Source organism: Sulfurospirillum tamanense (assembly GCF_016937535.1).
Taxonomy (GTDB): domain Bacteria; phylum Campylobacterota; class Campylobacteria; order Campylobacterales; family Campylobacteraceae; genus Sulfurospirillum_B; species Sulfurospirillum_B tamanense.
Genome location: NZ_JAFHKK010000012.1, coordinates 40,773 through 63,978 on the forward strand (window position 1 = coordinate 40,773; position 23,206 = coordinate 63,978).

The following is a 23,206-nucleotide window of genomic DNA, read 5'->3' on the forward strand; positions in this document are numbered from 1 at the left end:
ATGAGAGTTCTGACGGTAAGCTCTTTTGACATACATGGTGGGGCTGCGAAGGCTGCATATAGGCTGCATGAGGGTTTGCAAAAATTTGGCGTTGAATCAAAGATGGTGGTGCAAAAAAAAAGTAGTAAAGATTCTAGCGTGTTTGAATTTTCAAATAGGGAGAGTGCGCTTTATGACAAATCTTTTTTGGAAGCGTATTCAAAAAAAACGCAAACACTTTTTTCAACATCTGCTATCAATCACCAAAGATTAATTGAGTATATTAACAATAGTAATGCGGATATTGTTCATCTGCACTGGATAGCTAATGGTTTTATTTCCATAGAAAATCTACTGGAGATTAAAAAACCTCTTGTTTGGACTTTGCATGACATGTGGGCATTTACGGGTGGTTGCCACTATAGTGAAACATGCCACAAATACTTTCTAGAATGTGATTCTTGTGAGGTCCTTAAGAGTTACTCATCAAAAGACTTAAGCTCAATTAACTTCCAAAGAAAACAAGATGTGTATGCTAATTTGAATAATCTAAACATCATAGGTCTAAGTCATTGGATTAGTAGTTGTGCACAGCAAAGCGCGCTGTTGAGAAAGAAGAATATCGTTACATTGCCAAACCCTATAGACACGACAGTGTATAAAATGCTTGATAAAAGACAAGCAAGAGATGAACTAGGATTTTCTTCGAATAAAAAAATTGTTTTATATGGGGCTATGAATGCCACAGAAGACCCTCGCAAGGGATATCGATTTTTGGAAGAAGCGTCAAAAAAACTAGATTGCGACAAATATCTTTTTTTAATCTTTGGCACTGTTGGTAATGCGCAAAAGCCCAATACGGTATATTGTGGCAATATTCAAGACAGTGCTTATTTAAATAAGCTGTACAGTTGTGCAGATGTTATGGTGGTGCCTAGTGTGCAGGAAAATTTATCTAATGCAATTATGGAGTCATTGAGCTCCGGCACTCCTGTGGTGGCGTTTGACATTGGCGGTAATTCGGATATGGTGGAGCATAAAAAAAATGGATATCTTGCAAAGCCTTTTGATGCAAACGATTTAATTTGTGGAATCGAATGGGTAACTAAGAATATTAATATTTTATCTCTTTCTGGCAATTCAAGAGATAAGACAATGAAAAATTTTAGTCATGAGATTGTTATTCCTAAATACATACAGTTCTATAAAGATATCTTGAGGAAAAACAATATTCATGGTCAAACCCTTGGTCTTTCGGTCGACTTAAAAATGACGAATATGCTAGTAGAGTCCTTAGCTGTCAATTGTTTTGCCACAACCAACTTTTCTATTAAATTTAATAGTTTTTTTAACCAAATAATAAATTTACGCTCAAAGGCCATTATCTACGGCCACGGGACTGTAGGTAAAACTATTCAGGCGCTTATTCCTGACTCCATTATTGCTTTTGTGGATCAAAAAAGCACCCTTATTTCTCAAGACATTCAAAAGGGCGAAGTGTATAGCCCTGCCAATATTCCCAACATGTCCTTTGATAAAATCATCATTTCCGTGCTTGGACGAGAGGAAGAAATAGAGTGCTATCTCACACAAACCTTACATGTAAACAAAGAAAAGATTATAAGGCTTTCCTTGTGACTTTTTTTCCTAAAATCACCATCGTCACCGTAACCTATAATGCAGAAGCCTATTTGGAACAAACCATCCAAAGCGTTTTAGGCCAAAACTATCCCAATCTTGAATACATTATCATCGATGGCGCCAGCACGGACGGCACTGTTGATATTATAAAAAAATACGAAAAACAGATAGCGTATTGGGTGAGTGAGCCTGATGATGGAATCTACTATGCCATGAACAAGGGCATTGATGCGGCAACAGGAGAATGGATTAATTTTATGAATGCGGGAGATAGTTTCTACTGTTCGTCAACATTGCTTGATGTTGCACGCTTTATGAAGGAAGCTATAGAGGTGGTTTATGGTGGAGCTTCCCTTCTTGGTCAAGATGGAGTTGTTGGGGGATATCATGCACCAAGACCCATGGAGTCAGCATGGGAGGGTTCGTATTGCAACCATCAAGCGCTATTTGTAAGGCTTGAAAAAATGCGACTGCTAAAATTTGATACGTTTTATAAGATTGCTGCCGAGAAAAAGCTTTTTTTACAACTTTTTTTACAACAATGTCGCTACAAAAAGCTTGACACTCCTCTTGTTAATTTTCAAATATCTGAAGATTCTGTGAGCAAGAAGCAGAAAATTAAAGACTCTGTGGAAATGTTGCATATTCTTGCCTCTTTAGCCCCATCCGCGCAAATGCTTTTTTCCCATGAGCACTATGCTAGGCTGCAATCATATGCTTCCGAAAATTCCTGTCTAGCTTCCGCTGGGCGGCTTGCGTTGTCTAGGGAATTGAGCATTCTTTATGCTAAGGCCAGCAGCGTTGCAAAATGCTGTCAAAGAATAGTTTTTTATGGCTATGGTTCAGTTGCAAAAATGATAGAACATCTTTTTGTTGACAATACAATTTTAATTGTTGATAGCTGCCTAGAAAATAGCGGTACAAATCACCCTGTTTATTCCCCTGATGCTATCAAGGACCTAATTTATGACGGGATTTTGATTACAGCTCTTGGGCGCGAGGAAGAGATTTCTAATGCGCTTATGCTGTCCCATGGGGTTCCTTCTGAAAAGATTTTCACTCTTTAGTAATTACCATTTTTTTCTTGAGATGATTATCAATATAGTGGCTAAAGTCGATTGAAGCAAAGTGGCAGCTTTTACAAGGAGGAAAGGTTTTTGGTCCAAAAGACCATAAACGCTCTCGCCACGATAAAAAATTTTTAGAAAAATACATATCAAAAATGGTTTCATACTCCTGAATGTTTCCAAGTACGTAAGCGCGTTGTTTCGGATCATCTGAACGTATATTGCAGCACGGTACTGCGTCGCCAGTGTGGTCAATGTATAAATCAGAAAAAGGGAGAAAGCAGGGAGAGGACCTATTGGACAAAGAGGGACTAGGTATGATATCGCCTCTTGGGTTTCCATTTTTTCTAAAATCACGAGCATACATGCGAATATGCATGGTCTTAAATGTGCAAGCAAACTCTATCCAGTCATCTGTTTTTTGCGATAAGGTCGCCTTGAGCGAAGGGGTTTTTTTTAGGGTTTTTTCAGCAAGGCCTTGGACGTAGGTGTATTCGAAGGGCTGATGTTGTGGAAGATAAAGTTGAATATTTAAGCTATTTAACCCACTTTCATAGGCTTTTGAGAGTGTGGCATCAGTGAGGAAATCACCGTTTGTGTTCGCGTGTAGCGTTGCCTGGGGGAGAGATGAGCGAATCTTTTTCAGGGTCGAGTAAAACACATCATTGCCAAAGGGTTCACTGTAGCGTGTGAAAGAGATGGTTTGGTCATAGTTAATTTCTGCAAGGCCATGTATGAGTTTTTGTAAAATACTCTCATCCATAAACTTAGTATTGCTGCGACGATCTAGGTAGCTGTTGGGGCAAAACCAACAAGTACGATTGCAGTAGGAGTGGGGCTCTAGTTCTACAAGACGCACCATTTTTTTAAAAAGATGCATTTTTTGTTGAAGATTGTTGTTGGGAGAAAGATAGTGTTGACTAAGAGCAAAGAGGGGGCTCTTGGTCAACTCTTGGTGAATAAGAATTTCGTTGGCGAGACCAAGGCTTTCTATCTTGGCCAAAATATTTTCCAAATGTCCGCCCCAAAGTACGATAGGGTCTGGCCATTGGTGTAGCTGCGCTGGGGAAATAATGGGGATATTTTGAAAAAATGTCCCTGTGAGTTTGGGGTTGTTGTCGACAATGGCGCGAATAGGCAGTGTGTTCCAGTGTGTTTTGGTGGTTTTTGATAAGCCCCAAGCGAGTAAAGAGGTATCGTTGCGTTGTTGTAGTTCTTGGTGTGTCACGGAGGTGATTGCATTCATGGTGCTATTCTTTGTGAGAGGGAGTCTATTTCTTGTTTTAGTGTATTTCCTCCAGACAGCCAAAAAGCCTCTTTGTCTATATACCTAAATTCGCTTACAAATCTAGCATAGCCCCACCATGCATTGTGCAGTTGCCGTAGCATATTTGGCTGAAGCAGGGGGAGTTTTTTGAGCTTTGGTTTTGGCGCTGAAGGGGTTAGTAGGTTGTGCCAAAAGATAGGTTGCATTATTGTTTGGGCGTGAAGCTGTATGTAGCGGTTTTTTCCAGAGAGAGGGCAGATGGGGCCATGCAAGAATGTCCCCTTTTTCCCAAAATAAGGGGCTTCTTGCAGGACGCTCGATGATATAGCAATAAATTCCAAAGAGCCAGAAAAGCACAAAAGATTGTAGATATTTTCATCTAAAAAACTGATACGCTTGCATAGGGTTTTTAATGTTTCAAACTCTTTTTTGGCATGGTCTTTGGCATAAGGATGCGGAAGGTAATAGATGTTTTGATCGTGAAAACTTTGCTTGGTGTCTATGTGCTCGATGGAGATAAAGGCTCCTTTGGCGTCTACAAGTGAAGCATCTTTGGCGGTTTGACCAACGTAAATAAGTGCATTATCTTCCAAGGAAGGTTGTGGTTTGTATCTTCCGTAGGCCGTCATAAGTGAGGCCTCAAGAAGAAATTCTTCTTGTAAGACCTCTTTTTTTTGAAACTTTTTCATAAAGTTGACATTGTTGGATTTTAGGCAAATATATAAATCTCTTGCAAAGCGGAGGGGACTGATGCGTATATCTATAAAATCAATATTTTCTGCTACGCAAAATTTTTCGAGCCAAGGAGGCATTTCATAGCTTACAATAAGTGTTTTTGGGCGCAGGTTTTCAAGAAGGTAGGCTTGGGCGCGAGGGGGTATTTCATGGTAGTTGGCAGGCCAAGGGCTATTGAAAAAGCTCAAAAATCTTTCGAGAGAAAAAGTGGGCTTAAGATTGTGTTCATAGTGCCTAAAAGTGGGGCAGGAACCGATATTTAAGCCAGTTGCTTGTCTGATTGGTTCTCTAAGAAGATTATAAAAAAACTCTTTTGCAAGGCCGTATTCTTGGCGCAATACGTCGTCAAAACACACAATATACTCATATTTCATTTTTCCACCCTTGTTGCTGTTTGCAAAGCTTTCTCCACCACATCGTCCATGTCGTAGTACTTATATTCAGCCAATCTTCCTAGGAGGAGGAGGTTGGGGTATTGTTTTGCGTGGTTGGCATAGCACGCGTAAAGCGCTTGTGCGTTCTGGGTGAAAAACGGATAGTAAGGTTCAGTTTTGTTCTTTACATGTAAACATGGAAACTCTTTTAAAATCACCGTTTTTTGGCTTTTGGCGGCATGGATGTGTTTAAACTCCGTGATGCGTGTAAAATCATAATCGTTTGGGTAGTTTACAGTGGCAGCATCTTGAAACCATATTTTGTTGATTGTTTCAAACTCCAGATGGATGCTTCGATAAGGAAGTTCCCCATAACAATAATCAAACAACCTGTCAAGCATTCCTGTGTAAATCACTCGCATGGAAGATGCGGGGTCAAATACAAAAGGGGTTGCAAGTTTGAGGGTAATGTTGGGGTGATTCAAAAGATTTTCAAATAGTTTTGCATAGCCCTCTTTGGGGACGGCTTGGAAGGTGTCATTGAAGTATCTGTCGTCTTCCCCCACAAAAACAGGCACGCGCGCCGTAACAGCGCCATCAAGCTCTTCGGGCCTGATTCCCCATTGTTTGGCCGTGTAGCCCACAAATACCTTTTCATACACAAAATCAGCCAGTTTTTGCAGCAGTGGATTGGGGTGTTGTTTAAGTTCCAAAATAGCCACTTTGGTGTTGGGCGCATAGTGGCCCAAAAGGGCATCAATAAACTTTTGCGCCTCTTGGGGCGGAAAAAGCACGCGCAAGCTGTTGAAATTAAACGGCAAGGGAGCATTAACGCCGTTGATGTGGGCTTTGACTTTGTGCTCGTAAGGCGTCCATTGGGTAAAGCGCGAAAGAAAGTCCCAAACGTCTTCATTGGAAGTGTGAAACAAATGGGGCCCGTACTGGTGCACACGAATGCCCTCAGGGGAAAGCACATCGTAACAGTTTCCGCCGATGTGCGACCGTTCTTCTAGCACAAGGACATGTGCTCCTTTTTCGGCCAACACCCGCGCACTAACACTCCCCGCAAGTCCAGCGCCTGCGATAATCACATCAGCCATGCAAAAGCCTTTTGGCTTTGGTGTTGTCAAAGCGGCCTAGGAGCCCATCAGCCACAGAGTGCGTCGCAAACTTTAAGCGGAGCCATTTGTGGTCATCGTAAAGAAGGATATCTTTGACAAGTTCTCCATAAAGCCGTGCAATCTCCCAGTACACCCAAGGGCTTTTACTGTACGTCTTGGCAAGCCAGATGGCGTTGCGCAAACCAAAAAACTTCAACCACAGGCGCTCGAAGCGCACCCGTTTTTTGTGCCATCCCAGTAGCTTGCGCTCTATCTTTTCCTCTTGGCGCTCTTCTTTGTGGTAAATTTTGGCTTCATTGATGAGTAAAATCTTTCCCAGTGTTGCAAGACGCAAGCTGTATTCTGTGTCATCATGGTGGATAAAAAACTCTTTTTTGGGCAATCCAATGGCTTCAAAGGAGGAGCGCGGCACCAAAATACCCACGAAAGAAGCCATGTCTATTTCGTACGTATCGCACTCAAATGCCTCCAGAGGGAGGCGCTGTTGAAAGGCAGGCAGGGTGCGTTGGTAGTCAAACGCACCTCGGTGGCCAAAAGTGGAAAGGTGGTGGTTTTCTAGGGTCCCAATGCGCACCTGTGGAGCATATGCCGCGTAATGGGGCGCTTTTTCAATGGCAGCAACAAGTAGCGCAAGTGCGTTTGTTTCGGGCTCGGCGTCATCGTCCATGAGCCACACATACTGAGCTCCTTGCGCTTGCGCATGCCGCATTCCTTCAAAGAAGCCCCCCGCTCCGCCTAGGTTTTCTTTGAGGCAAAGGGAGGTAAAAAGCGGGTTGTTTTCATAGGTTTCAACAATGGCTTGCGTGTTGTCTGTTGAAGCATTGTCCACTACAACCACATGGGTGGGGTAGGTTTGCGCAAGCAGCGCATCGATGCATTCTTTAAGTAGAGCACTGCGGTTGTAGGTTACAACGACTGTATAAATGGGCCAAAGCGTCTCTTTCACACCCTTCCTTCTTGTAGATTTAGCAACGCATCCAACGTCTCAATCCTTCGCTCTGCCTCGTACGCCGCTTCTTTTTCAACCTCTGCAAACATCCCGCGCATGATGCGCACGGTCCCAAACCCTAAGGGTTTGATGCCTACAAAGTCTTTATGGGGATTATCTCCCACATAGAGCACCTCGTAGGGAGCAACCCCCTCGCGTGCGCAGATTTTTTCGAAACAGTAAGGCGAAGGTTTGGCGTGCATTGTACCATAGCGGTGGGTGATAAACACATGCTCCATCCACCGCGCAAGCCCCAATGCGTTGGCTTTGTTAGCCTGGACTATCTTGTGCCCGTCGGTTACCACATACAGCTTTACATGTAACGCTTTTAAGTGTTCCAGACACGCCGTTGCATCGGGCAAGAGTGTGATGGCGGGAGTGTGATGGCGGTATGCGTGCAAACAGCGGCGCACCAAGGTTTTGGAGTAGAGTCCAAACGCATCTAGCACCCTATCAAAGACTTTTCCGCGCCCATGCTGTGCCAGTATCTCTTCACACGCTTTGGCTACCGCACCCTCTGGCGTGCCGTAGTGCGCGCACAAAAACCCATCCACGGCCAAAAAACCGCTTGAAACATAACTGTGCTCATGGTATAAAGTGTCATCCATGTCAAACACCACAACCTTTACCATCGCACATCCTGTTCGACGCGCAGTTGATGGGTCACTGAGGTGTCCAAAACAAACACGTAAGATTCCCCTAAAAGCTCTTTAAAAAACCACTCGAAACTGCGCAAGCCCATGGCGTAGGAGAGGGTGCTAGCCCCACCAAAACGCACGTTGCATTCGATGAGGTGGATACCTCGGTCGTTTTGCAAAAATTGGGCGACCAAATGGCCCTTTACATGTAAGGTCTGGGCAAGGGTTTTGGTAGCCTCCAAAAGTGCGGGAGCGTCCACGTAGGCGGTGAGTTTGGCTTCGCCGTGCTTTACATGTAAGCGCGCTCTAGCCACGCCGCCGACCCACCCTTCTTTGCCATTGACGTACCCATCTACACTAAACTCTTCACCTTCGATAAAGGGTTGAAACAGGGGGGAGGAGAGGGTTTTGCCAAAATCTAAAGCTTCTGTTTTGGTGGCATTTAGCAGCATAGCGCGACCGCCTGCGCCAAAGCGCTCTTTAACCACAAAACGGGAAGCATCTAGGGTGGTGATGTCAGTACTTGCAGGGATGGCTAAAGGATGTGTACTGGCAAAAAAAAGCTTGTCTTGGCATGCCTCCACCGCTTGAAGCGGCGCACAAAAAAGGGCAATATTAGCCCCCTCGAAGGCCGCTTTATGGCGGGCAAAAAAATGCACGTCTTCGTCGCGAGTAGGGATGATGGCGCCGATGCCTTGGTCTTTGCAGTAGGAAATAAACGTCTGGGCAGTACACGATGCCAGTGGCGGCATGGCCCAAAACGCATCCACCCCGTAGCGCCCAAGGCACGCAGGGTTGGCATCGGCTCCAAAAAGTTTCGCCTTTTCTCCAAGCACATACAGAGCGCTTTTTAATGCACTAAGCAGGGGAAATTTTGCTCCAATGCTCGTGACAAGGACGTTATACATGTAAATCCTCTAGGCGCAATCGTTCCCCTTTTTGCAAGTCTCTTGCTGCTTTTTTGCCAAGGACTTGGGGCAGGTGGCGCGGGTGCAGTCCGTAGCCTGGGCGTACGCTTTTGATGTTGGCTGTCGTGAGGCGCTCACCCGCTTTAATGGGGGCGCTCACGTACAGGCTGCGTGCAAAACGGCGGTTTTTTTCTTTGTACGCATCCATGGCAAAGCTGGGTTTTCCTAGCAGCGCTTCGCACTGGCGCACGGAAGCAACCATGGCACCAAAGGCGTGTTCGTCTAGGGAAAAGGCGTGGTCGGGACTGGGAATGGTGCCATCTAAGATGAAATGTTTTTCGATGACGCGCGCTCCTAAGGCCACCGCAGCAACGGGCGCGGTGATACCAAGGGTGTGGTCAGAAAAGCCCGCCAGGACACCAAAGCGTTCGGGGATTTTGGCAAGGGTGGTGAGGTTGGCCCGTTCAAGGGGCGCGGGGTAGGCGGAGACGCAATGCAAGAAAATAAGCTGTTCGTTGCCAGTTTTTCGCGCCAAGGCGACCACTTCGTCTAACTCCTCTTCGGTGGCGATGCCCGTGGAAAGGATGAGCGGTTTGCCCGTGCGCAAACATAGTTCTATTAAAGCGTGGTCAGTTGCTTCAAAACTGGCGATTTTGTACGCGGGTGGGTCAAATTGCTCCAAAAACTCTACCGCGCTACTGTCAAATGGGCTGGAAAAGCAGAGCAGCCCTGCTTCTTTGGCCGCAGCAAAAAGCTTGGCGTGCCATTCCCAGGGTGTGTAGGCTTTTTGGTACAAGGCGTGCAAGCTTTGCCCATCCCAAAGCGTACCTCCGTCGATGCGAAAATCAGGCGTGTCGGCGTCTAGGGTGATGGTGTCGGCGGTGTAGGTTTGGAGTTTGATGGCGTCTGCTCCTGCGCGCGCGGCGGCACGAATGGTCTGGATGGCCAAATCAAGAGAGCCGTTGTGGTTGGCGGAAAGTTCGGCGATGATGAAGGTTTTTTGGGTTGCAAAATCAAAGGTGCCAATGCGCAAAACTACTCCTTAAAGTGTGCTCAAACAATGCCTCGTCCCATCTGTCTATGGTGCGATAGCCTTGTGCTTGGAGGTATGCTACCATATCGGCCTGATTGTCCGCGGTTTTAATGGCCAAAAACGGCACGTCCATGAAGAGCACTTCGTGGGCAAGGGTGCTGGCAGAGATGATGGCAAAACGGCTTTGGTGGAGGAGTTTTGCCACCTCCTTTGTGTTGACATGTAAGGATACGTTGGGTTTGGTCTTGACATATGTTTTGAGTGCTTCAAGGTTGGCATTGGCGTTAGTGCTCAGGACGTTTACATGTAAGGTTTTAGGTAAAGCTTTGAGGATGGGAGTGGTAAGATTAGCACTATCTGTCCCGCCCATGGCCAGAAAAATATCACTGATTTTTTCTCGTTTTATTTTTTTTTCACGGTAAAATTCTTCGCGGATGAGAGGTATGCCACACTGAAGTTCGCAGTAGCTTGGCACCAAGCCCTTGTAACGCGAAGCATCAGCACACAGGTTGGGATTGCGCAAAGTATCGCAACAATGTTTTTCATAGGTGTCATCAAATGCGAGGATTTTCACCCCTGTTTTTTCTTTTATTTTTCTCTCAGCTTCATAGTTAATACCGTAATGGTCGATGATTAACATCTTTACATGTAACGCCGAAATAAGTTTTATAATTTCTTCAGGTTCATTGGAAGGCACTACATGTAACGGATAAGGAATCTGACTATTGATGTTGCCCTCAAGGTTGCGACACGCAAAATGCACCGCCTTCTTCGGGTACTCCTTAGACAACACTAAACAACGCATCACATGCCCAAGGCCAAGGACGCTTGAACTATCGCACCGAAAGAGAATGCTCACGCCACGCCTTATACATCAGCTCCGCCCGTGTCCAATCTTCCATGGTGTCGATGTCTTGCACCAAGTGGCGAGGTAGCTCTACCATGACGCTTTGGGGTGAAAAAACCGCTTTTTGCGCAAGCCACGTTTGGGGCCTCGCCCAGTAAAACTGTCCTGCGTCGTGGTAGGCTTCTTCTAAATCTTGACTTCGCGTGGGAGCAAATTGGGGGTAAAACATCGCTACTCCATCGCCACTGCGCTTCAGGGCACGCTGGATGGGATAGGCAAAGGTGGTAGCACTAAAAGCAAAATCCGCCTTACATGTAAGGAGTTTTTCGAGTCCCGCTTGCAAATAGTGGGTTTGTAAAAAAGGCGCCGTGGCGTAGATACAACACGCCGCTTCTACCGCGTCCAAATCCATACATGTAAGGGCGTGGGCGACCACGGGTGTGGTGCCAGTGAAATCATCGGCTAGCGCATAGGGACGCATCAAAACCTCGGCGCCACGTGCCTTTGCCACTTGGGCAATTTCTGCATCATCGGTGCTGACAATAATACGCCCAAACAACCCACTTTCTCGCGCCACATCAATGCTATAAGCGATGAGCGGTTTCCCGCAAAAAGCTTTAATGTTTTTACGCGGAATGCGCTTGCTCCCCCCCCGCGCGGGGATGATGGCGATGTTCACAGTCTGCATCCTTGTGCGTCGTTGATGAGCTCCAAAAAGGTCTTTGCCACCAAAGCCGCCTCTTCCATGTCCATCCCCTGATGGCAAGGCAAGGAAAGCTCGGCACGGTAAAAATCCTCCGTATTGGGCAAGCGTTGTTCGCCAAAAAGAGCCTTGTAGTGGCTAAATTGGTAGGTCGGTTTGTAGTGTACTTGCACGCCGATGCCCTTTACATGTAAGGCTTTAAAAATATCCTCTTTGGCGCACCACAAAGAGCGCTCTAAAAGAACAGGATACAAATGCCTCGCACTCTTTACATGTAAAGGTGGCGTGATGGGAAAAACATTAGGGTGTCCCGCAAATATTTCGTCATAAAACGCGGCAATTTGCGCGCGCTTGGCGATAAAACTCTCCAGTTTTTTTAGCTGACTTAAGCCCATGGCACACGCCACATCGCTCAGGCGGTAGTTATACCCAAGCTCTTCCATGTCCGAATTCCACAACGCCTTTTTCACAATCCCGTGGCTTCGAAGTTTTTTGGCTTTTTCGTACAAGGCGGTGTCGTTGGTGGCGATGGCTCCGCCCTCGCCGCAAGTAGTGATGGGTTTAATGGCATGAAACGAAAAGATGCTCATGTCTGCCACGCCACCTACTTTTTCGCCGTTGATTTGGCTACCTAAGGCGTGGGAAGCATCTTCGATGAGAAAGAGTCCGTGGGCGTCGCACAAGGCTTTGATGGCGTGAATTTCCACAGGATTACCGCCAAAATCCACAGGAACGATGGCTTTGGTCTGGGGGGTGATAAGGCTTTCGAGTTTGCGCTCGTTCATGTTCCCATCGTATTTTACATCGCAAAAAACAGGCGTTGCCCCGCACATGAGCGCGGCGTTAGCAGTCGCGGCAAAGGTGATGGGCGTGGTAATGAGTGCATCTCCTTCGCTCAAACCAATGCACCGATAGGCTACATGTAAGGCCGAAGTCGCGGAGTTTAGTGCCACCACATGCTTTACATGTAAGTAGTCTGCTAAGGCGTTTTCAAAGGCTTCCACCGTGGTTCCACCCGTGAGAAAATCCCCCCTTAGGGCCTCCACAACGGCGGCGATGTCGTCTTCATCCACATGTTGGCAGGAGTAAGGAATCATAGCGCCTCAATCATTGCAAGTAGTTCTTGGGCACTGAGCCAGTGGGTATTGGCGTGGGAATTGTACTCAAATCCAAGGGCCACTTCCTCACCTTTTTCTCCAAGGGCGTTGCGTGCAAAGTCAACAGCTTTGGCAAACCGAATGGTAGGCTTAATAATGAAATGATCGTGAAACTCCAAACTCAAATGGCTATCATCGCTTGGAATCATCACTTCGTGCAGTTTTTCTCCAGGGCGAATCCCGATGGTGTGGGTAGGCAAGTGGGGCGCGATGGCATAGGCTAAGTCGGTGATTTTCATGGAAGGGATTTTAGGCACGAAAATCTCCCCACCGTGCATACGCGCAAAGCTTTTAAAGACAAACTCCACCCCTTGGGGTAGGGTAATCCAAAAGCGCGTCATACGCCCATCGGTGATGGGCAAACTTGTGGCGCCCTCAGCAATGAGTTGCTTAAAAAAGGGCACCACAGACCCGCGCGAACCGATGACATTGCCATAGCGCACGACGGAAAACTGGGTATTTTGGCTTCCTTTGATGTTATTGGCCGCCACAAAGAGCTTGTCGCTGGCCAGTTTGGTAGCGCCGTAGAGGTTGATGGGGCTGGCGGCTTTGTCGGTGGAGAGGGCGATGACTTTTTGCACCCCATTGTCCAGTGCCGCATCGATGACATTTTGCGCGCCGTAGATGTTGGTTTTGATGCACTCCATGGGGTTGTATTCGGCGATGGGAACGTGTTTGAGCGCGGCGGCGTGGATGACAATATCCACGCCATTCATGGCTTTTTGGAGGCGCTTTTCATCCCGTACATCCCCGATGAAATAGCGCATGCAAGAGGCGCTAAAGCGTTGGGCCATCTCGTATTGTTTGAGTTCGTCGCGGGAGTAGATGATGATTTTGTTGGGTTTGTAAGAGGCAAGAAGCATGCGGGTGGCCATGTTGCCAAAACTGCCTGTTCCGCCGGTGATGAGGATGTTTTTTCCGTTAAACACTGATGCAATCCTTGCGCGAAGATGCGCAATGATACCAAAACCTAGGTTTGGTTTGACTTTCGTGCCACAAAAGAGGTAAAATGTACCTTAAGATGCATTAAGGAGGTTCTTATGCAAATCGGATCACTTACTAACACGTTCACCTCCACGGTGATGAATCAGCACAAAACCAACACAGAAGACACCCTAGCAAAAATCGCGGCAACGCGAGAACTAAGCGGCAAAGACGGGGCCAATCTCATTAACGCCAACATGCTCAACTCCCAGCTTGCCACCATGACCCAACAAGTCCAAAACGAAAACGCGACTATCGGGATGCTTCAAGTGGCCGATGGTGCGCTCAAAGGGGTGCAAGCAGGGGCAGAGCGCCTCAACGAACTCTCCGTCGCGTACAATAACGCCGCTTTGGGAAGTGACCAAAGAGCGATGCTAGAGCAAGAATTCAACACCACGCGCGATGCCATGAGTGACATGATGAATCAAACCACCTTTAACGGACAAGCTCTTTTTGGAAACGCGTCTGCTTTGGGGCTTGGCGAGGTCAGCATGGGAGAGGTTGCCATTGACAACCAAGAAAGCATCGAAGGGTTGCGAGAGCAAGTGAGCGGATTGTTCTCAGATGTGGGCAGTGCGAGCCAAGGGGCACAAGTAGCGGTGAATAATTTACTTGCAGGCATCAGCAGCACCGCATCAAGCTACGCGCAAGTTTCTGAGACACCCCTAAGCCAAAAGCTCAATGAGCTTAGCCAAAGTCAAACGGGACTTACCGCTTCGGCGATGGCCCAATCCCACAACATGGCCATTTTGCAACAGCAAATGACCATGTTGCTAGGGTAAAAATTACCTCAAAATACGAGGCAGGGTGATGCCAGTTTGTCCTTGGTACTTGCCCGCCTTGTCCTTATACGTCGTTTCACACGGTTCGTCCCCTTCCAAAAAGAGCACTTGCGCGATGCCTTCGTTAGCATAAATCTTCGCAGGTAACGGTGTAGTATTAGAAATCTCGATGGTAATATGCCCTTCAAAATCAGGCTCAAAAGGCGTGACATTAACGATGATGCCACATCTGGCGTAGGTGCTTTTTCCTAGACAAATGGCGAGCACATTGCGGGGAATGCGAAAGTACTCCACTGTGCGTGCAAGAGCAAAGGAGTTGGGAGGCACGATGCACACATCCCCTTCAAAATCCACCACGTTTTGGGCATCAAAGTGCTTGGGGTCTACCACTGTAGAGTTGACATTGGTAAAGATTTTGAACTCGCGCCCGACGCGGATGTCGTATCCGTAACTGCTCACACCGTAGCTAACGACGTTTTTTCCTACCTGTTCTTCGCAAAACGGTTCTATCATTTTTTCCTCAAGTGACTTCTTTCGAATCCAGCTGTCGGCTTTCAAACCCATGGGTATCCTTAAGTGCAAGTTAGTTGAATATGTGGTATTATAACACAAAATTGTGCCGCCAAAAATCCTTCAAAGCGGTTCAAAACCCTCACATTTAGGAGCCTCCTTATGAAGAAACAAGACATCAAAGATTTGATGAAATTTTTTGATAGTACTGGAATTACCCGTTTACATGTAAAAGAAAATGATTTTGAAATCGAAATCGAAAAAAAAGGCGAAATCACCACTGTTGTGTCTGCCGCCCCTGTTTCACAAGTTGCTCCCAAGGAAGTTTCTGTTTCCGCACCACAAGCCGCACCTGTTCCTTGCAGTGAGGGCCCAAGCATCAAATCTCCTATGGTGGGGACTTTCTACCAAGCTCCAGCTCCAGATGCGGCACCTTTTGTTAAAGTAGGGCAAGTGGTCAGAAAAGGACAAGCCATTGGCATCATCGAAGCCATGAAAATCATGAATGAAATCGAAGCAGATTTTGATTGTAAAGTTGTTAGCATTTTAGTGGAAGATGGACAGCCGGTAGAGTTTGATATGCCGTTGTTTAGTGTGGAGAAATTGTAATGAAGATCGAAAAGATCCTTGTTGCCAATCGCGGTGAAATCGCCCTTCGCGCGATTCGCACCATTCAAGAAATGGGCAAACAAGCTATTGCGGTATACTCCACAGCGGACAAAGATGCACTGTATCTAAAGTATGCTGATGCGTCTATTTGCATTGGTGGCCCAAAGTCGGCCCAAAGCTACTTGAGCATTCCCTCCATCATCACGGCTGCTGAAATCAGTGAATGCGATGCGATTTTCCCCGGATACGGCTTTTTGAGTGAAAACCAAAGCTTTGTGGAAATTTGTGAGCACCATAAAATCAAGTTCATCGGCCCGAGTGTGGATGTGATGATGATGATGAGCGACAAGTCCAAAGCTAAAGAGGTGATGAAAAAAGCAGGCGTGCCTGTCATCCCAGGAAGCGAAGGTGCGCTTAAGAGTGTTGAGGAGGCCAGAGCATTAGCCAATGCAATGGGCTACCCTGTCATCATTAAAGCCGCCGCAGGTGGCGGTGGACGTGGTATGCGCGTCGTGCACAAAGAAGAAGACGTAGAAAAACTCTTTTTGGGTGCCGAGAGCGAAGCAGTGAGCGCCTTTGGCGATGGCACCTTGTACATGGAAAAATACATCTTAAAACCCCGCCACATCGAAGTGCAAGTCATGGGAGATAGTCACGGCAACGCCATTCACATCGGTGAGCGCGATTGTTCGTTGCAGCGTCGCCATCAAAAACTCATCGAAGAATCTCCCGCTATTTTGCTTGATGATGAAACCCGTGCTAAGCTTCTTGCTACCGCCGTGAAAGCCACCAAAGCTATCGGTTATGAAAACGCGGGCACTTTTGAGTTTTTGGTCGATGCGGATAAAAACTTTTACTTCATGGAAATGAACACCCGTTTACAAGTGGAACATTGTGTCAGCGAAATGGTCAGTGGTTTAGACATCATTGAACTCATGATTCGTGTGGCTGAGGGTGAAGCTTTGCCTCCTCAAGAAGCCATTACATGTAAAGGCCATTCCATTGAGTGCCGCATTACCGCGGAAGACCCCGTGCGTTTCATCCCAAGTCCTGGAAAAATCACCACGTTCATTGCTCCTGGTGGGCGCAACGTGCGGTTAGATTCCCATGCCTATTCGGGCTATGTGGTGCCTTCGCACTATGATTCGATGATTGGAAAGCTTGTCGTGTGGGCGGAGGACCGACCGCGCGCGATTGCTAAGATGAAACAAGCGTTAAAAGAGTTACATGTAGAAGGGATTAAGACCGTGCGAGATTTCCACCTTGCCATGATGGATAATCCTGATTTTATCAGCAATAATTACGACACCAACTACCTCTCAACTCTTTAAAAAAGGAGCTAGTGCGTGAAGATACACTCGGCGTTTGGGACAAACATTAACCATGTTCAACAACAGCGCGTCAGTACTTCACCCACGCTCTCCCCTGCTAAAGAGGCAGCTTCTCTTGCGTCACACCAAACACCTAAAAGTATCCTAACGCACCAATTATTAAACACCCATTCAAATGAGGGATTTTTACAAGCTTTGCATCAAGGGGTGGGCACTTTAGAAAAAGAGATGAAGGGGTTGCGCGCCCTTGTAAACATGCCTTCCTCAAAAGAAACATTTGACGCACTTCGGGAAAAAATGATGGACTTAGTAGATAATTCTCTTTATGAGAACCATTCTTTGTTTCACAGCACCTCGTCTTTATTGCTTCCTGAGGGCTCGACAGAATCCCCTTCTTTTGGCTTTTTAGAAACATTGGAATACGATGATGAAGCAGGGTTGGAAGAGGCGCTAAAGTATTTAAATGCTGCAAGCTTAAAGTTGGAAAAAGCGCTTTTTGTGAATCGCGTGACCACTTTCAATACCCTTGCTGCGCTAAGCACAGGTGGATTGGCTGATGAGAAAGGTGATGCCTATGCACACATCAGGGAGCACATAGGCACGCTACTTAAGGACGTCTAAGGACGACAATATCTGCACTAGCTTTGAGTTTTTCAAAGTAGTTGTTAATGGCTTCTTGGCGACGCTTTTCTTCAAGGTGATTTTCGATAGCGCCTCGGGCGCGCTCAAAAGGAACCGATTCAAACCCACTTTTTTTGCTTACCAAGTACATAGCCACACCTTGATTACCTGTTGCAATGGGAGTAAATTCTCCTTCGTTTGTTTGGTTGAGGTAATAGTGCGTTCGTCCATCCAAAGAGCCTGCTTGGAGAGTTTCTTCTTTAATGGTAACGCCCGAAACAACACTCATGGGCGAAGCGATAACACGCTCTAGGGCTTCGGCATTAGGGGCTTCGTATCGGATAACTTGAAAAGTGTTTGCTTGTAGAAATTCTTCTGGATTGGCTTCGTAGTACCGTCGTACTTCCGCCCCGTCAATGGGTGCGATGGCATTGGCAAAGATGCGTTGGTAAAGCTTTTCTTGTTTGATGGCGCGCTCTAGTTCCTTTTTATAAGCTTCCAATCCCATATTCCGGCTAGCAATAAAGGCAGTAAGCTCGGTTACGCTAATCCCATTTTGTGCCGCGATACCCTCCATGCGTGATTGCACTTCAAAGGCGTTGGCACTAATGCCAAGACGTTTGATTTGAGAATCCTCAAGTCGCTCTTGCACGAGCATGTCTAGGGCTTCCCGCAAGGAGATGTTTTTTGCCCCAGCGGCTTTATGGATTTCATACAGGGTGATGGGTTCACTGTTGACAGTGACAGAGATAGCATTGACAAGCCCAGCGTAGGAGAGAGAGCATGTCGCAACCACCGCCAAAAGGGAAAGTTTTAAAGGTTTTAGGGTCATGGGAATTATCCTTTATTTAAGTAAGAAGTCAATATAATTTAAACTCAAACAAGCTTTAATCATAGCATTAAAACAATTGAATTTAACTAAAATCTTTCGCCCCAGTGTGAATGTTTTTGTAAAATCCCTATGATTGACATGCTTACATGTAAAAGGAAAATAATGGTTGTAACGCGGTTTGCCCCTTCTCCGACAGGTTATTTGCATATTGGTGGGTTGCGCACAGCGCTGTATTCGTACTTGTGGGCGCGACGTATGGGTGGGAAATTTCTCCTCCGTATCGAAGATACTGATCAAAAGCGCAATTCTGTTGAGGCGGCACAAGCCATTGAAGAGGCTTTTGCGTGGTGCGGGATGGAGCATGATAGTGAAGTAGTGTATCAGTCTTCACGCATGGCTATTTACCAAGAACACATCCAGAAACTTTTGGATGGGGGAAAGGCGTATTATTGCTACATGTCCAAAGAAGAGCTTGATGCCCTCAGGGAAGACCAAACTGCCCGTAAAGAACGTCCTAAATACGACGGGAGATACCGTGATTTTACAGGTACGCCTCCTGAGGGGATTGCTCCAGTAGTGCGCATCAAAGCGCCGTTTGAGGGGGAAATTCGCTTCCACGATGGCGTAAAAGGCGACATGCGGTTTCAAGCAGCGGACATCTTGGATGATTTCATCATCGCGCGCAGTGATGGCACGCCTACGTACAATTTTGTTGTCGCAGTGGATGACGCACTGATGGGCGTAAATCATGTGATTCGCGGGGACGACCACCTCTCCAACACACCCAAACAAATTATCATTTATGAAGCACTGGGATTTGATGTGCCAAAGTTTTTTCACGTCCCAATGATTCTTAATGCAAGTGGCAAAAAACTCTCCAAGCGTGACGGGGCGACGGACGTGATGGAATACCCTAAAATGGGTTACTTAAAAGAGGCGTTATTAAACTTTTTGGTACGCCTTGGATGGAGCCATGGAGACCAAGAGATTTTTTCTATGGAAGAGATGAGGACGTTGTTTGACCCCAATACTATTAACGCCTCTGCTTCAGCTTTTAATGCCCAAAAGCTTGATTGGCTTAATGCCCATTATATTAAAACACTGCCCCATGAGGCACTTGTAAAAGAGCTAAAGCGTTTTGATGTAGACGTAAGCGCGCACCCTCAGCAAATTTTATTAATTGACGCGTTGCGTGAGCGCGCAAAAACCCTTGTGGAGCTTGCCGCAGGTGTGCGTACAATCATTGAAGCACCTAAGGCTTACGATGAAAAAGCGGTCAGTAAGTTCATGTCTCCCGAGACATTGGAGCTTTTGGAGCTGTTTTGTGCGGCCATTCAAACACAAGAGGAACCAACGTGTGTTGAAGATTTTGAAGGGGTGGCCAAAACCCTTTTGGAAGCGCACGGCGTGGGACTTGGGAAGCTAGCCCAGCCTATTCGCATTAGCTTAGTAGGAAGTGCTGTAAGCCCCTCGGTGTTTCACGTCATGGCAGTGCTTGGACAAGAAGAAAGTGTTGCACGCATGAAGAGATTTATCACATTTTATAAGGAGTCAGGCAAATGAGTAAAACGGGTAAAGTTGAACGCGAAGAAGCGTTAGAATACCACCTCGGTGGCAAAATTGGCATCGAGGTAACCAAGCCTTGTGTAACCCAGCGCGACCTTTCAACGGCTTATAGTCCTGGTGTTGCATTTCCTTGCTTGGAAATTGAAAGAGACCCTAAGCTCGCTTATGAATACACAGGAAAAGGCAATCTTGTGGGTGTTATTAGCGACGGTACGGCAGTGCTCGGTCTTGGTGACATTGGCGCACTTGCCAGCAAGCCTGTTATGGAAGGTAAAGCGGTTTTGTTTAAAAAATTTGCAGGCGTGAATGCGTATGATATTGAAATCAACGAAAAAGACCCTGATAAATTTGTCGACATTTGTGTGGCAATTTCTGAAACATTTGGGGGCATTAACCTTGAAGATATTAGCGGTCCTCGCTGTTTTGAGATTGAGCAAAAGCTTCAAGAGCGCGTAAACATTCCTGTGATGCACGATGACCAACACGGCACGGCTATCATTTCTAGTGCGGGTTTACTTAATGCTCTTGAGATTACAGGCAAAAAAATCGAAGCGATTAAAATCGTCGTTATTGGTGCGGGTGCTGCGGGTGTAGCGTGTGCGAAAATGTACAAAGCCATGGGTGCAAAAAATGTCATCGTGCTAGACTCCAAGGGCGTTATTAACCATAAACGCGAAGGCCTAGACCGTGTCAAGCAAGAGCTTGTAACTCAAACCGACGAAGAAACGCTAGAGGAGGCTATGAAAGGTGCAGACATGGTGCTTGGCTTAAGCAAGGCGGGCATATTGACCCCTGAAATGATTGGTTCTATGAATGCAGACCCTATTATTTTTGCTTGCGCGAATCCAACACCTGAAATTCTTCCTGAAGAAGTAGCAGCGGTGCGCAGTGATGCCATCATGGGGACTGGCCGAAGCGATTATCCCAACCAAATCAACAACGTACTTGGTTTCCCCTTTATTTTCCGCGGTGCCCTTGATGTACGTGCGTCCAAGATTACCGAAAGCATGAAGCTTGCGGCTGCAAAAGCACTAGCGGCATTAGCAAAAGAAGACGTGCCAGAATCTATTAAAAAAACTTACGGTCGCGAAGAGATGAGTTTTGGGCGTGATTATGTTATTCCTACCCCTTTTGATAAGCGTGTGTATGTGTGGGTTTCAGCGGCTGTGGCGCAAGCAGCATGGGAACATAAAGTGGCCAATGTCGAGAGCTTTGATGTTGAAAAGTATAAAGAAGAGCTAGAAGCTCGCATTTAAGGAGTCATATGCAAAACGTTCATGTCATCAACCACCCACTGATTGAGCACAAACTTGCTATTTTGAGGGACAGTAAAACAGAGCCGTTTCACTTTCGTTTGCTAGTGGATGAGATTTCGTACCTCATGCTTTTTGAGGCAACCCGAGATTTACCCCTTAAGCCCGTGGAGGTGCAAACGCCTGTGGCGGTAGCAAAAGCCCAAAAACTTGCCACCAGTGTGATGATTTGTCCGATTTTGCGCGCAGCCCTTGGAATGCTGGATGGTATTTTTAAACTCATTCCGGATGCGAGCGTTGGGTTTTTAGGCTTTCAACGCAACGAAACAACCTTGGAGGCGGAGTTTTATTATGCGAAACTTCCTGCCGACCATGCTTCGCGTACGGCCATCATCATCGATCCCATGTTTGCTACAGGAGGCACTGCCATAGATGCGGTGAATTTTTTGAAAGCCAAAGGCGTCAAAGACATTCGGTTTTTGGCCCTTGTCTCAGCGCCTGAGGGGCTCAATAAATTTGCAGCAGTCCATCCTGACGTGCCAGTATACACGGCGTGTATTGATGAAAAATTAAATGAAAACGGTTATATTGTACCAGGACTTGGAGACGCAGGAGACCGTGTGTTTAATACGGGGAATTAGCTTTACATGTAAAGAAAAAACCGACGCACCCCAACACGAAAAACGTGCTTAGGCAAGGGGTGTGTCGAAATCTCATTAGGCAAATGATGGTAGAAGTGTAGCGCATTTGCATGACAAAAAAATGAACTAAAGTCCACAAAACCTTTTTTGAAATCTGTTTTACTAAATTGCCCCTTGATCAATCATTGCATCGGCCACCTTACGGAATCCTGCAATATTGGCGCCCATGACCAAATTTCCTTCCTCTCCAAATTCTTGAGACGTTGCATAGGAAGTGTTAAAAATGGAACGCATGATGCAGTGGAGTTTGCTGTCCACTTCGGCAAAACTCCAACTTTGCATACTGGCATTTTGACTCATTTCCAGTTGCGAGGTAGCAACTCCGCCTGCATTGGCTGCCTTGGCGGGCCCATAAAGAATCTCTTTGTGGGCAATGATAAAATCCATCGCCTCCATTGTAGTAGGCATGTTGGCACCTTCGCAAATAAGGCGACACCCATTAGCATAAAGGGTTTGGACATCTTCAAGATTCATTTCATTTTGCGTAGCGCTTGGAAAAGCGGCGTCACAAGGGATGCTCCACACGCCGTTGCACTCTTTTTTGTATTGGTGGCAAGGAATATACCGTGCATTGGGATGGACGCGCACGTATTCACTTAGAGACTCACGCTGTATCTCTTTTATCAATTTAAGGGTGTCAAGATCAATGCCGTTTTTGTCATAAACCATTCCGCGCGAATCGCTACATGTAACGGGCAATGCTTCCATGGAATAAAGCTTTTGGATGGTGTAAATTGCTACATTTCCTGCCCCTGAAACAGTACATACTTTACCTTTAAGGCTCTCTCCATTTTTGTTTAACATCTCCTCGGCAAAGTACACGGAGCCAAACCCCGTGGCTTCTTTGCGCACCAAAGACCCACCCCAGTTTAACCCTTTGCCTGTTAGCACTCCTTCAAAATTTCCCGTCAGCCGCTTATACTGACCAAACATGTAGCCCAGTTCGCGCGCACCCACGCCGATGTCGCCCGCAGGGATGTCTTTGGTCTCGCCGATGTGCTTGTAGAGTTCACTCATAAAGGCTTGGCAAAACTTCATGATTTCGTTGTCGCTTTTGCCTTTGGGGTCAAAGTTGCTTCCCCCTTTGCCTCCGCCAATGTTAAGGCCCGTGAGGGAGTTTTTAAAAATCTGTTCGAAGCCCAGAAACTTGATGATGCCTAGATTGACCGACGGGTGAAACCGCAACCCTCCCTTGTACGGCCCAATGGCAGAGTTAAACTGCACGCGGTAGCCGATGTTGGTGCGGTACACGCCCGCGTCATCCACCCACACCACGCGAAAAATAATCGTGCGCTCAGGCACAACAATGCGGTCGATGATGTTGTATTTATCATATTTAGGTTCGGCTTGCAAAAGGGGTGCCAAAGAGCGCAAAACCTCTTCGGCGGCTTGGTAAAATTCGGTCTGACCAGGTGTGGCGTCTTGGATGCGTTCTAGTACGGTGTCAATATAGCGAGTGACAGACATGGGGGTTCCTTGGCAGAAAAATAGTTCGCTTCTACTTTAACAAAAGTAAAGACCAAAGCAGATAAGGCTAAAGGCTTGGCCCAACGAATAAA

At 46.6% G+C, this 23,206-nt stretch carries 23 protein-coding genes; 9 read left to right on the plus strand and 14 right to left on the minus strand.

From position 1 onward, the window contains the following. Both JWV37_RS06740 and JWV37_RS06745 read left to right on the plus strand, forming a co-directional pair. Positions 1-1,617, plus strand: coding sequence for a glycosyltransferase family 4 protein (locus JWV37_RS06740; RefSeq protein WP_205459021.1), 1,617 nt, complete (start codon positions 1-3; stop codon positions 1,615-1,617). Beyond that, positions 1,614-2,687, plus strand: a complete 1,074-nt coding sequence (locus JWV37_RS06745; protein WP_205459022.1) for a glycosyltransferase family 2 protein — start codon at positions 1,614-1,616, stop codon at positions 2,685-2,687. The genes JWV37_RS06740 and JWV37_RS06745 overlap by 4 nt, the downstream gene beginning before the upstream one ends. Here the strand turns inward: JWV37_RS06745 and JWV37_RS06750 are convergent. From JWV37_RS06750 to pseB, 11 genes are read right to left on the minus strand one after another with little or no spacing between them, the layout of a single operon-like run. Beyond that, the gene (locus JWV37_RS06750) at positions 2,677-3,933 is read right to left on the minus strand and encodes a radical SAM/SPASM domain-containing protein (RefSeq protein ID WP_205459023.1); all 1,257 of its coding nucleotides are present in this window, start codon (positions 3,931-3,933) and stop codon (positions 2,677-2,679) included. The genes JWV37_RS06745 and JWV37_RS06750 overlap by 11 nt on opposite strands. Next, positions 3,930-5,063 (minus strand): hypothetical protein, encoded by a 1,134-nt coding sequence (locus tag JWV37_RS06755; protein WP_205459024.1) that lies wholly within the window; start codon positions 5,061-5,063, stop codon positions 3,930-3,932. The genes JWV37_RS06750 and JWV37_RS06755 overlap by 4 nt, the downstream gene beginning before the upstream one ends. Then, positions 5,060-6,163, minus strand: coding sequence for a UDP-galactopyranose mutase (gene glf, locus JWV37_RS06760; RefSeq protein WP_205459025.1), 1,104 nt, complete (start codon positions 6,161-6,163; stop codon positions 5,060-5,062). Before glf ends, JWV37_RS06755 begins: the two co-directional genes overlap by 4 nt. Then, positions 6,156-7,130 (minus strand): glycosyltransferase family 2 protein, encoded by a 975-nt coding sequence (locus JWV37_RS06765; RefSeq protein ID WP_205459026.1) that lies wholly within the window; start codon positions 7,128-7,130, stop codon positions 6,156-6,158. The genes glf and JWV37_RS06765 overlap by 8 nt, the downstream gene beginning before the upstream one ends. Further along, the gene (locus JWV37_RS06770) at positions 7,127-7,804 is read right to left on the minus strand and encodes an HAD family hydrolase (RefSeq protein ID WP_205459027.1); all 678 of its coding nucleotides are present in this window, start codon (positions 7,802-7,804) and stop codon (positions 7,127-7,129) included. Before JWV37_RS06770 ends, JWV37_RS06765 begins: the two co-directional genes overlap by 4 nt. After that, on the minus strand, positions 7,798-8,718 hold the full coding sequence (locus JWV37_RS06775; protein WP_205459028.1) for an ATP-grasp domain-containing protein: 921 nt from the start codon (positions 8,716-8,718) through the stop codon (positions 7,798-7,800). The genes JWV37_RS06770 and JWV37_RS06775 overlap by 7 nt, the downstream gene beginning before the upstream one ends. Further along, entirely contained in the window at positions 8,711-9,751 is a 1,041-nt protein-coding gene (gene pseI / locus JWV37_RS06780) for a pseudaminic acid synthase (RefSeq protein WP_205459029.1), read from the minus strand. The genes JWV37_RS06775 and pseI overlap by 8 nt, the downstream gene beginning before the upstream one ends. Then, positions 9,732-10,610: a UDP-2,4-diacetamido-2,4,6-trideoxy-beta-L-altropyranose hydrolase gene (gene pseG, locus JWV37_RS06785; RefSeq protein ID WP_205459030.1), complete on the minus strand. Its 879-nt coding sequence runs from the start codon at positions 10,608-10,610 to the stop codon at positions 9,732-9,734. Before pseG ends, pseI begins: the two co-directional genes overlap by 20 nt. After that, complete coding sequence (gene pseF, locus JWV37_RS06790) at positions 10,585-11,277, minus strand: pseudaminic acid cytidylyltransferase (RefSeq protein ID WP_205459031.1); 693 nt, start codon at positions 11,275-11,277, stop codon at positions 10,585-10,587. Before pseF ends, pseG begins: the two co-directional genes overlap by 26 nt. Next, a complete protein-coding gene (gene pseC, locus JWV37_RS06795; RefSeq protein ID WP_205459032.1) occupies positions 11,274-12,398 on the minus strand; it encodes a UDP-4-amino-4,6-dideoxy-N-acetyl-beta-L-altrosamine transaminase in 1,125 nt (374 codons plus the stop codon). The genes pseF and pseC overlap by 4 nt, the downstream gene beginning before the upstream one ends. Next, positions 12,395-13,387: a UDP-N-acetylglucosamine 4,6-dehydratase (inverting) gene (gene pseB / locus JWV37_RS06800; RefSeq protein ID WP_205459033.1), complete on the minus strand. Its 993-nt coding sequence runs from the start codon at positions 13,385-13,387 to the stop codon at positions 12,395-12,397. The genes pseC and pseB overlap by 4 nt, the downstream gene beginning before the upstream one ends. A 111-nt stretch (positions 13,388-13,498) precedes the next feature. Between pseB and JWV37_RS06805 the strand changes: the two genes are divergently transcribed. Beyond that, a complete protein-coding gene (locus JWV37_RS06805) occupies positions 13,499-14,224 on the plus strand; it encodes a flagellin (RefSeq protein ID WP_205459034.1) in 726 nt (241 codons plus the stop codon). A 3-nt stretch (positions 14,225-14,227) separates the two neighbouring features. Here the strand turns inward: JWV37_RS06805 and dcd are convergent, their stop codons facing one another. Beyond that, positions 14,228-14,788: a dCTP deaminase gene (gene dcd, locus JWV37_RS06810; RefSeq protein ID WP_205459035.1), complete on the minus strand. Its 561-nt coding sequence runs from the start codon at positions 14,786-14,788 to the stop codon at positions 14,228-14,230. A gap of 108 nt (positions 14,789-14,896) precedes the next feature. Between dcd and accB the strand changes: the two genes are divergently transcribed. The 3 genes from accB to JWV37_RS06825 are packed head-to-tail and all read left to right on the plus strand — an operon-like array spanning position 14,897 to position 17,295. Continuing rightward, positions 14,897-15,343 (plus strand): acetyl-CoA carboxylase biotin carboxyl carrier protein, encoded by a 447-nt coding sequence (accB, locus tag JWV37_RS06815; protein WP_205459036.1) that lies wholly within the window; start codon positions 14,897-14,899, stop codon positions 15,341-15,343. Next, positions 15,343-16,674: an acetyl-CoA carboxylase biotin carboxylase subunit gene (locus JWV37_RS06820; protein ID WP_205459037.1), complete on the plus strand. Its 1,332-nt coding sequence runs from the start codon at positions 15,343-15,345 to the stop codon at positions 16,672-16,674. Before accB ends, JWV37_RS06820 begins: the two co-directional genes overlap by 1 nt. A gap of 15 nt (positions 16,675-16,689) precedes the next feature. Then, complete coding sequence (locus JWV37_RS06825) at positions 16,690-17,295, plus strand: hypothetical protein (RefSeq protein ID WP_205459038.1); 606 nt, start codon at positions 16,690-16,692, stop codon at positions 17,293-17,295. On the opposite strand, the gene JWV37_RS06830 is transcribed toward JWV37_RS06825, so the two are convergent. Further along, positions 17,282-18,127, minus strand: coding sequence for a peptidylprolyl isomerase (locus JWV37_RS06830; protein ID WP_205459039.1), 846 nt, complete (start codon positions 18,125-18,127; stop codon positions 17,282-17,284). The genes JWV37_RS06825 and JWV37_RS06830 overlap by 14 nt on opposite strands. 162 nt (positions 18,128-18,289) lie before the next feature. Between JWV37_RS06830 and gltX the strand changes: the two genes are divergently transcribed. Genes gltX through upp form a run of 3 tightly spaced genes read left to right on the plus strand, consistent with a single transcriptional unit; the run spans position 18,290 to position 21,587 of the window. After that, positions 18,290-19,690, plus strand: a complete 1,401-nt coding sequence (gene gltX / locus JWV37_RS06835; RefSeq protein WP_205459052.1) for a glutamate--tRNA ligase — start codon at positions 18,290-18,292, stop codon at positions 19,688-19,690. Then, positions 19,687-20,949: a malic enzyme-like NAD(P)-binding protein gene (locus JWV37_RS06840; RefSeq protein ID WP_205459040.1), complete on the plus strand. Its 1,263-nt coding sequence runs from the start codon at positions 19,687-19,689 to the stop codon at positions 20,947-20,949. The genes gltX and JWV37_RS06840 overlap by 4 nt, the downstream gene beginning before the upstream one ends. A gap of 8 nt (positions 20,950-20,957) precedes the next feature. Continuing rightward, positions 20,958-21,587, plus strand: a complete 630-nt coding sequence (upp, locus tag JWV37_RS06845; RefSeq protein ID WP_205459041.1) for a uracil phosphoribosyltransferase — start codon at positions 20,958-20,960, stop codon at positions 21,585-21,587. Between the two features lie 162 nt (positions 21,588-21,749). On the opposite strand, the gene gdhA is transcribed toward upp, so the two are convergent. Beyond that, entirely contained in the window at positions 21,750-23,114 is a 1,365-nt protein-coding gene (gene gdhA / locus JWV37_RS06850) for an NADP-specific glutamate dehydrogenase (RefSeq protein WP_205459042.1), read from the minus strand. Between the last annotated feature and the right edge of the window lie 92 nt (positions 23,115-23,206).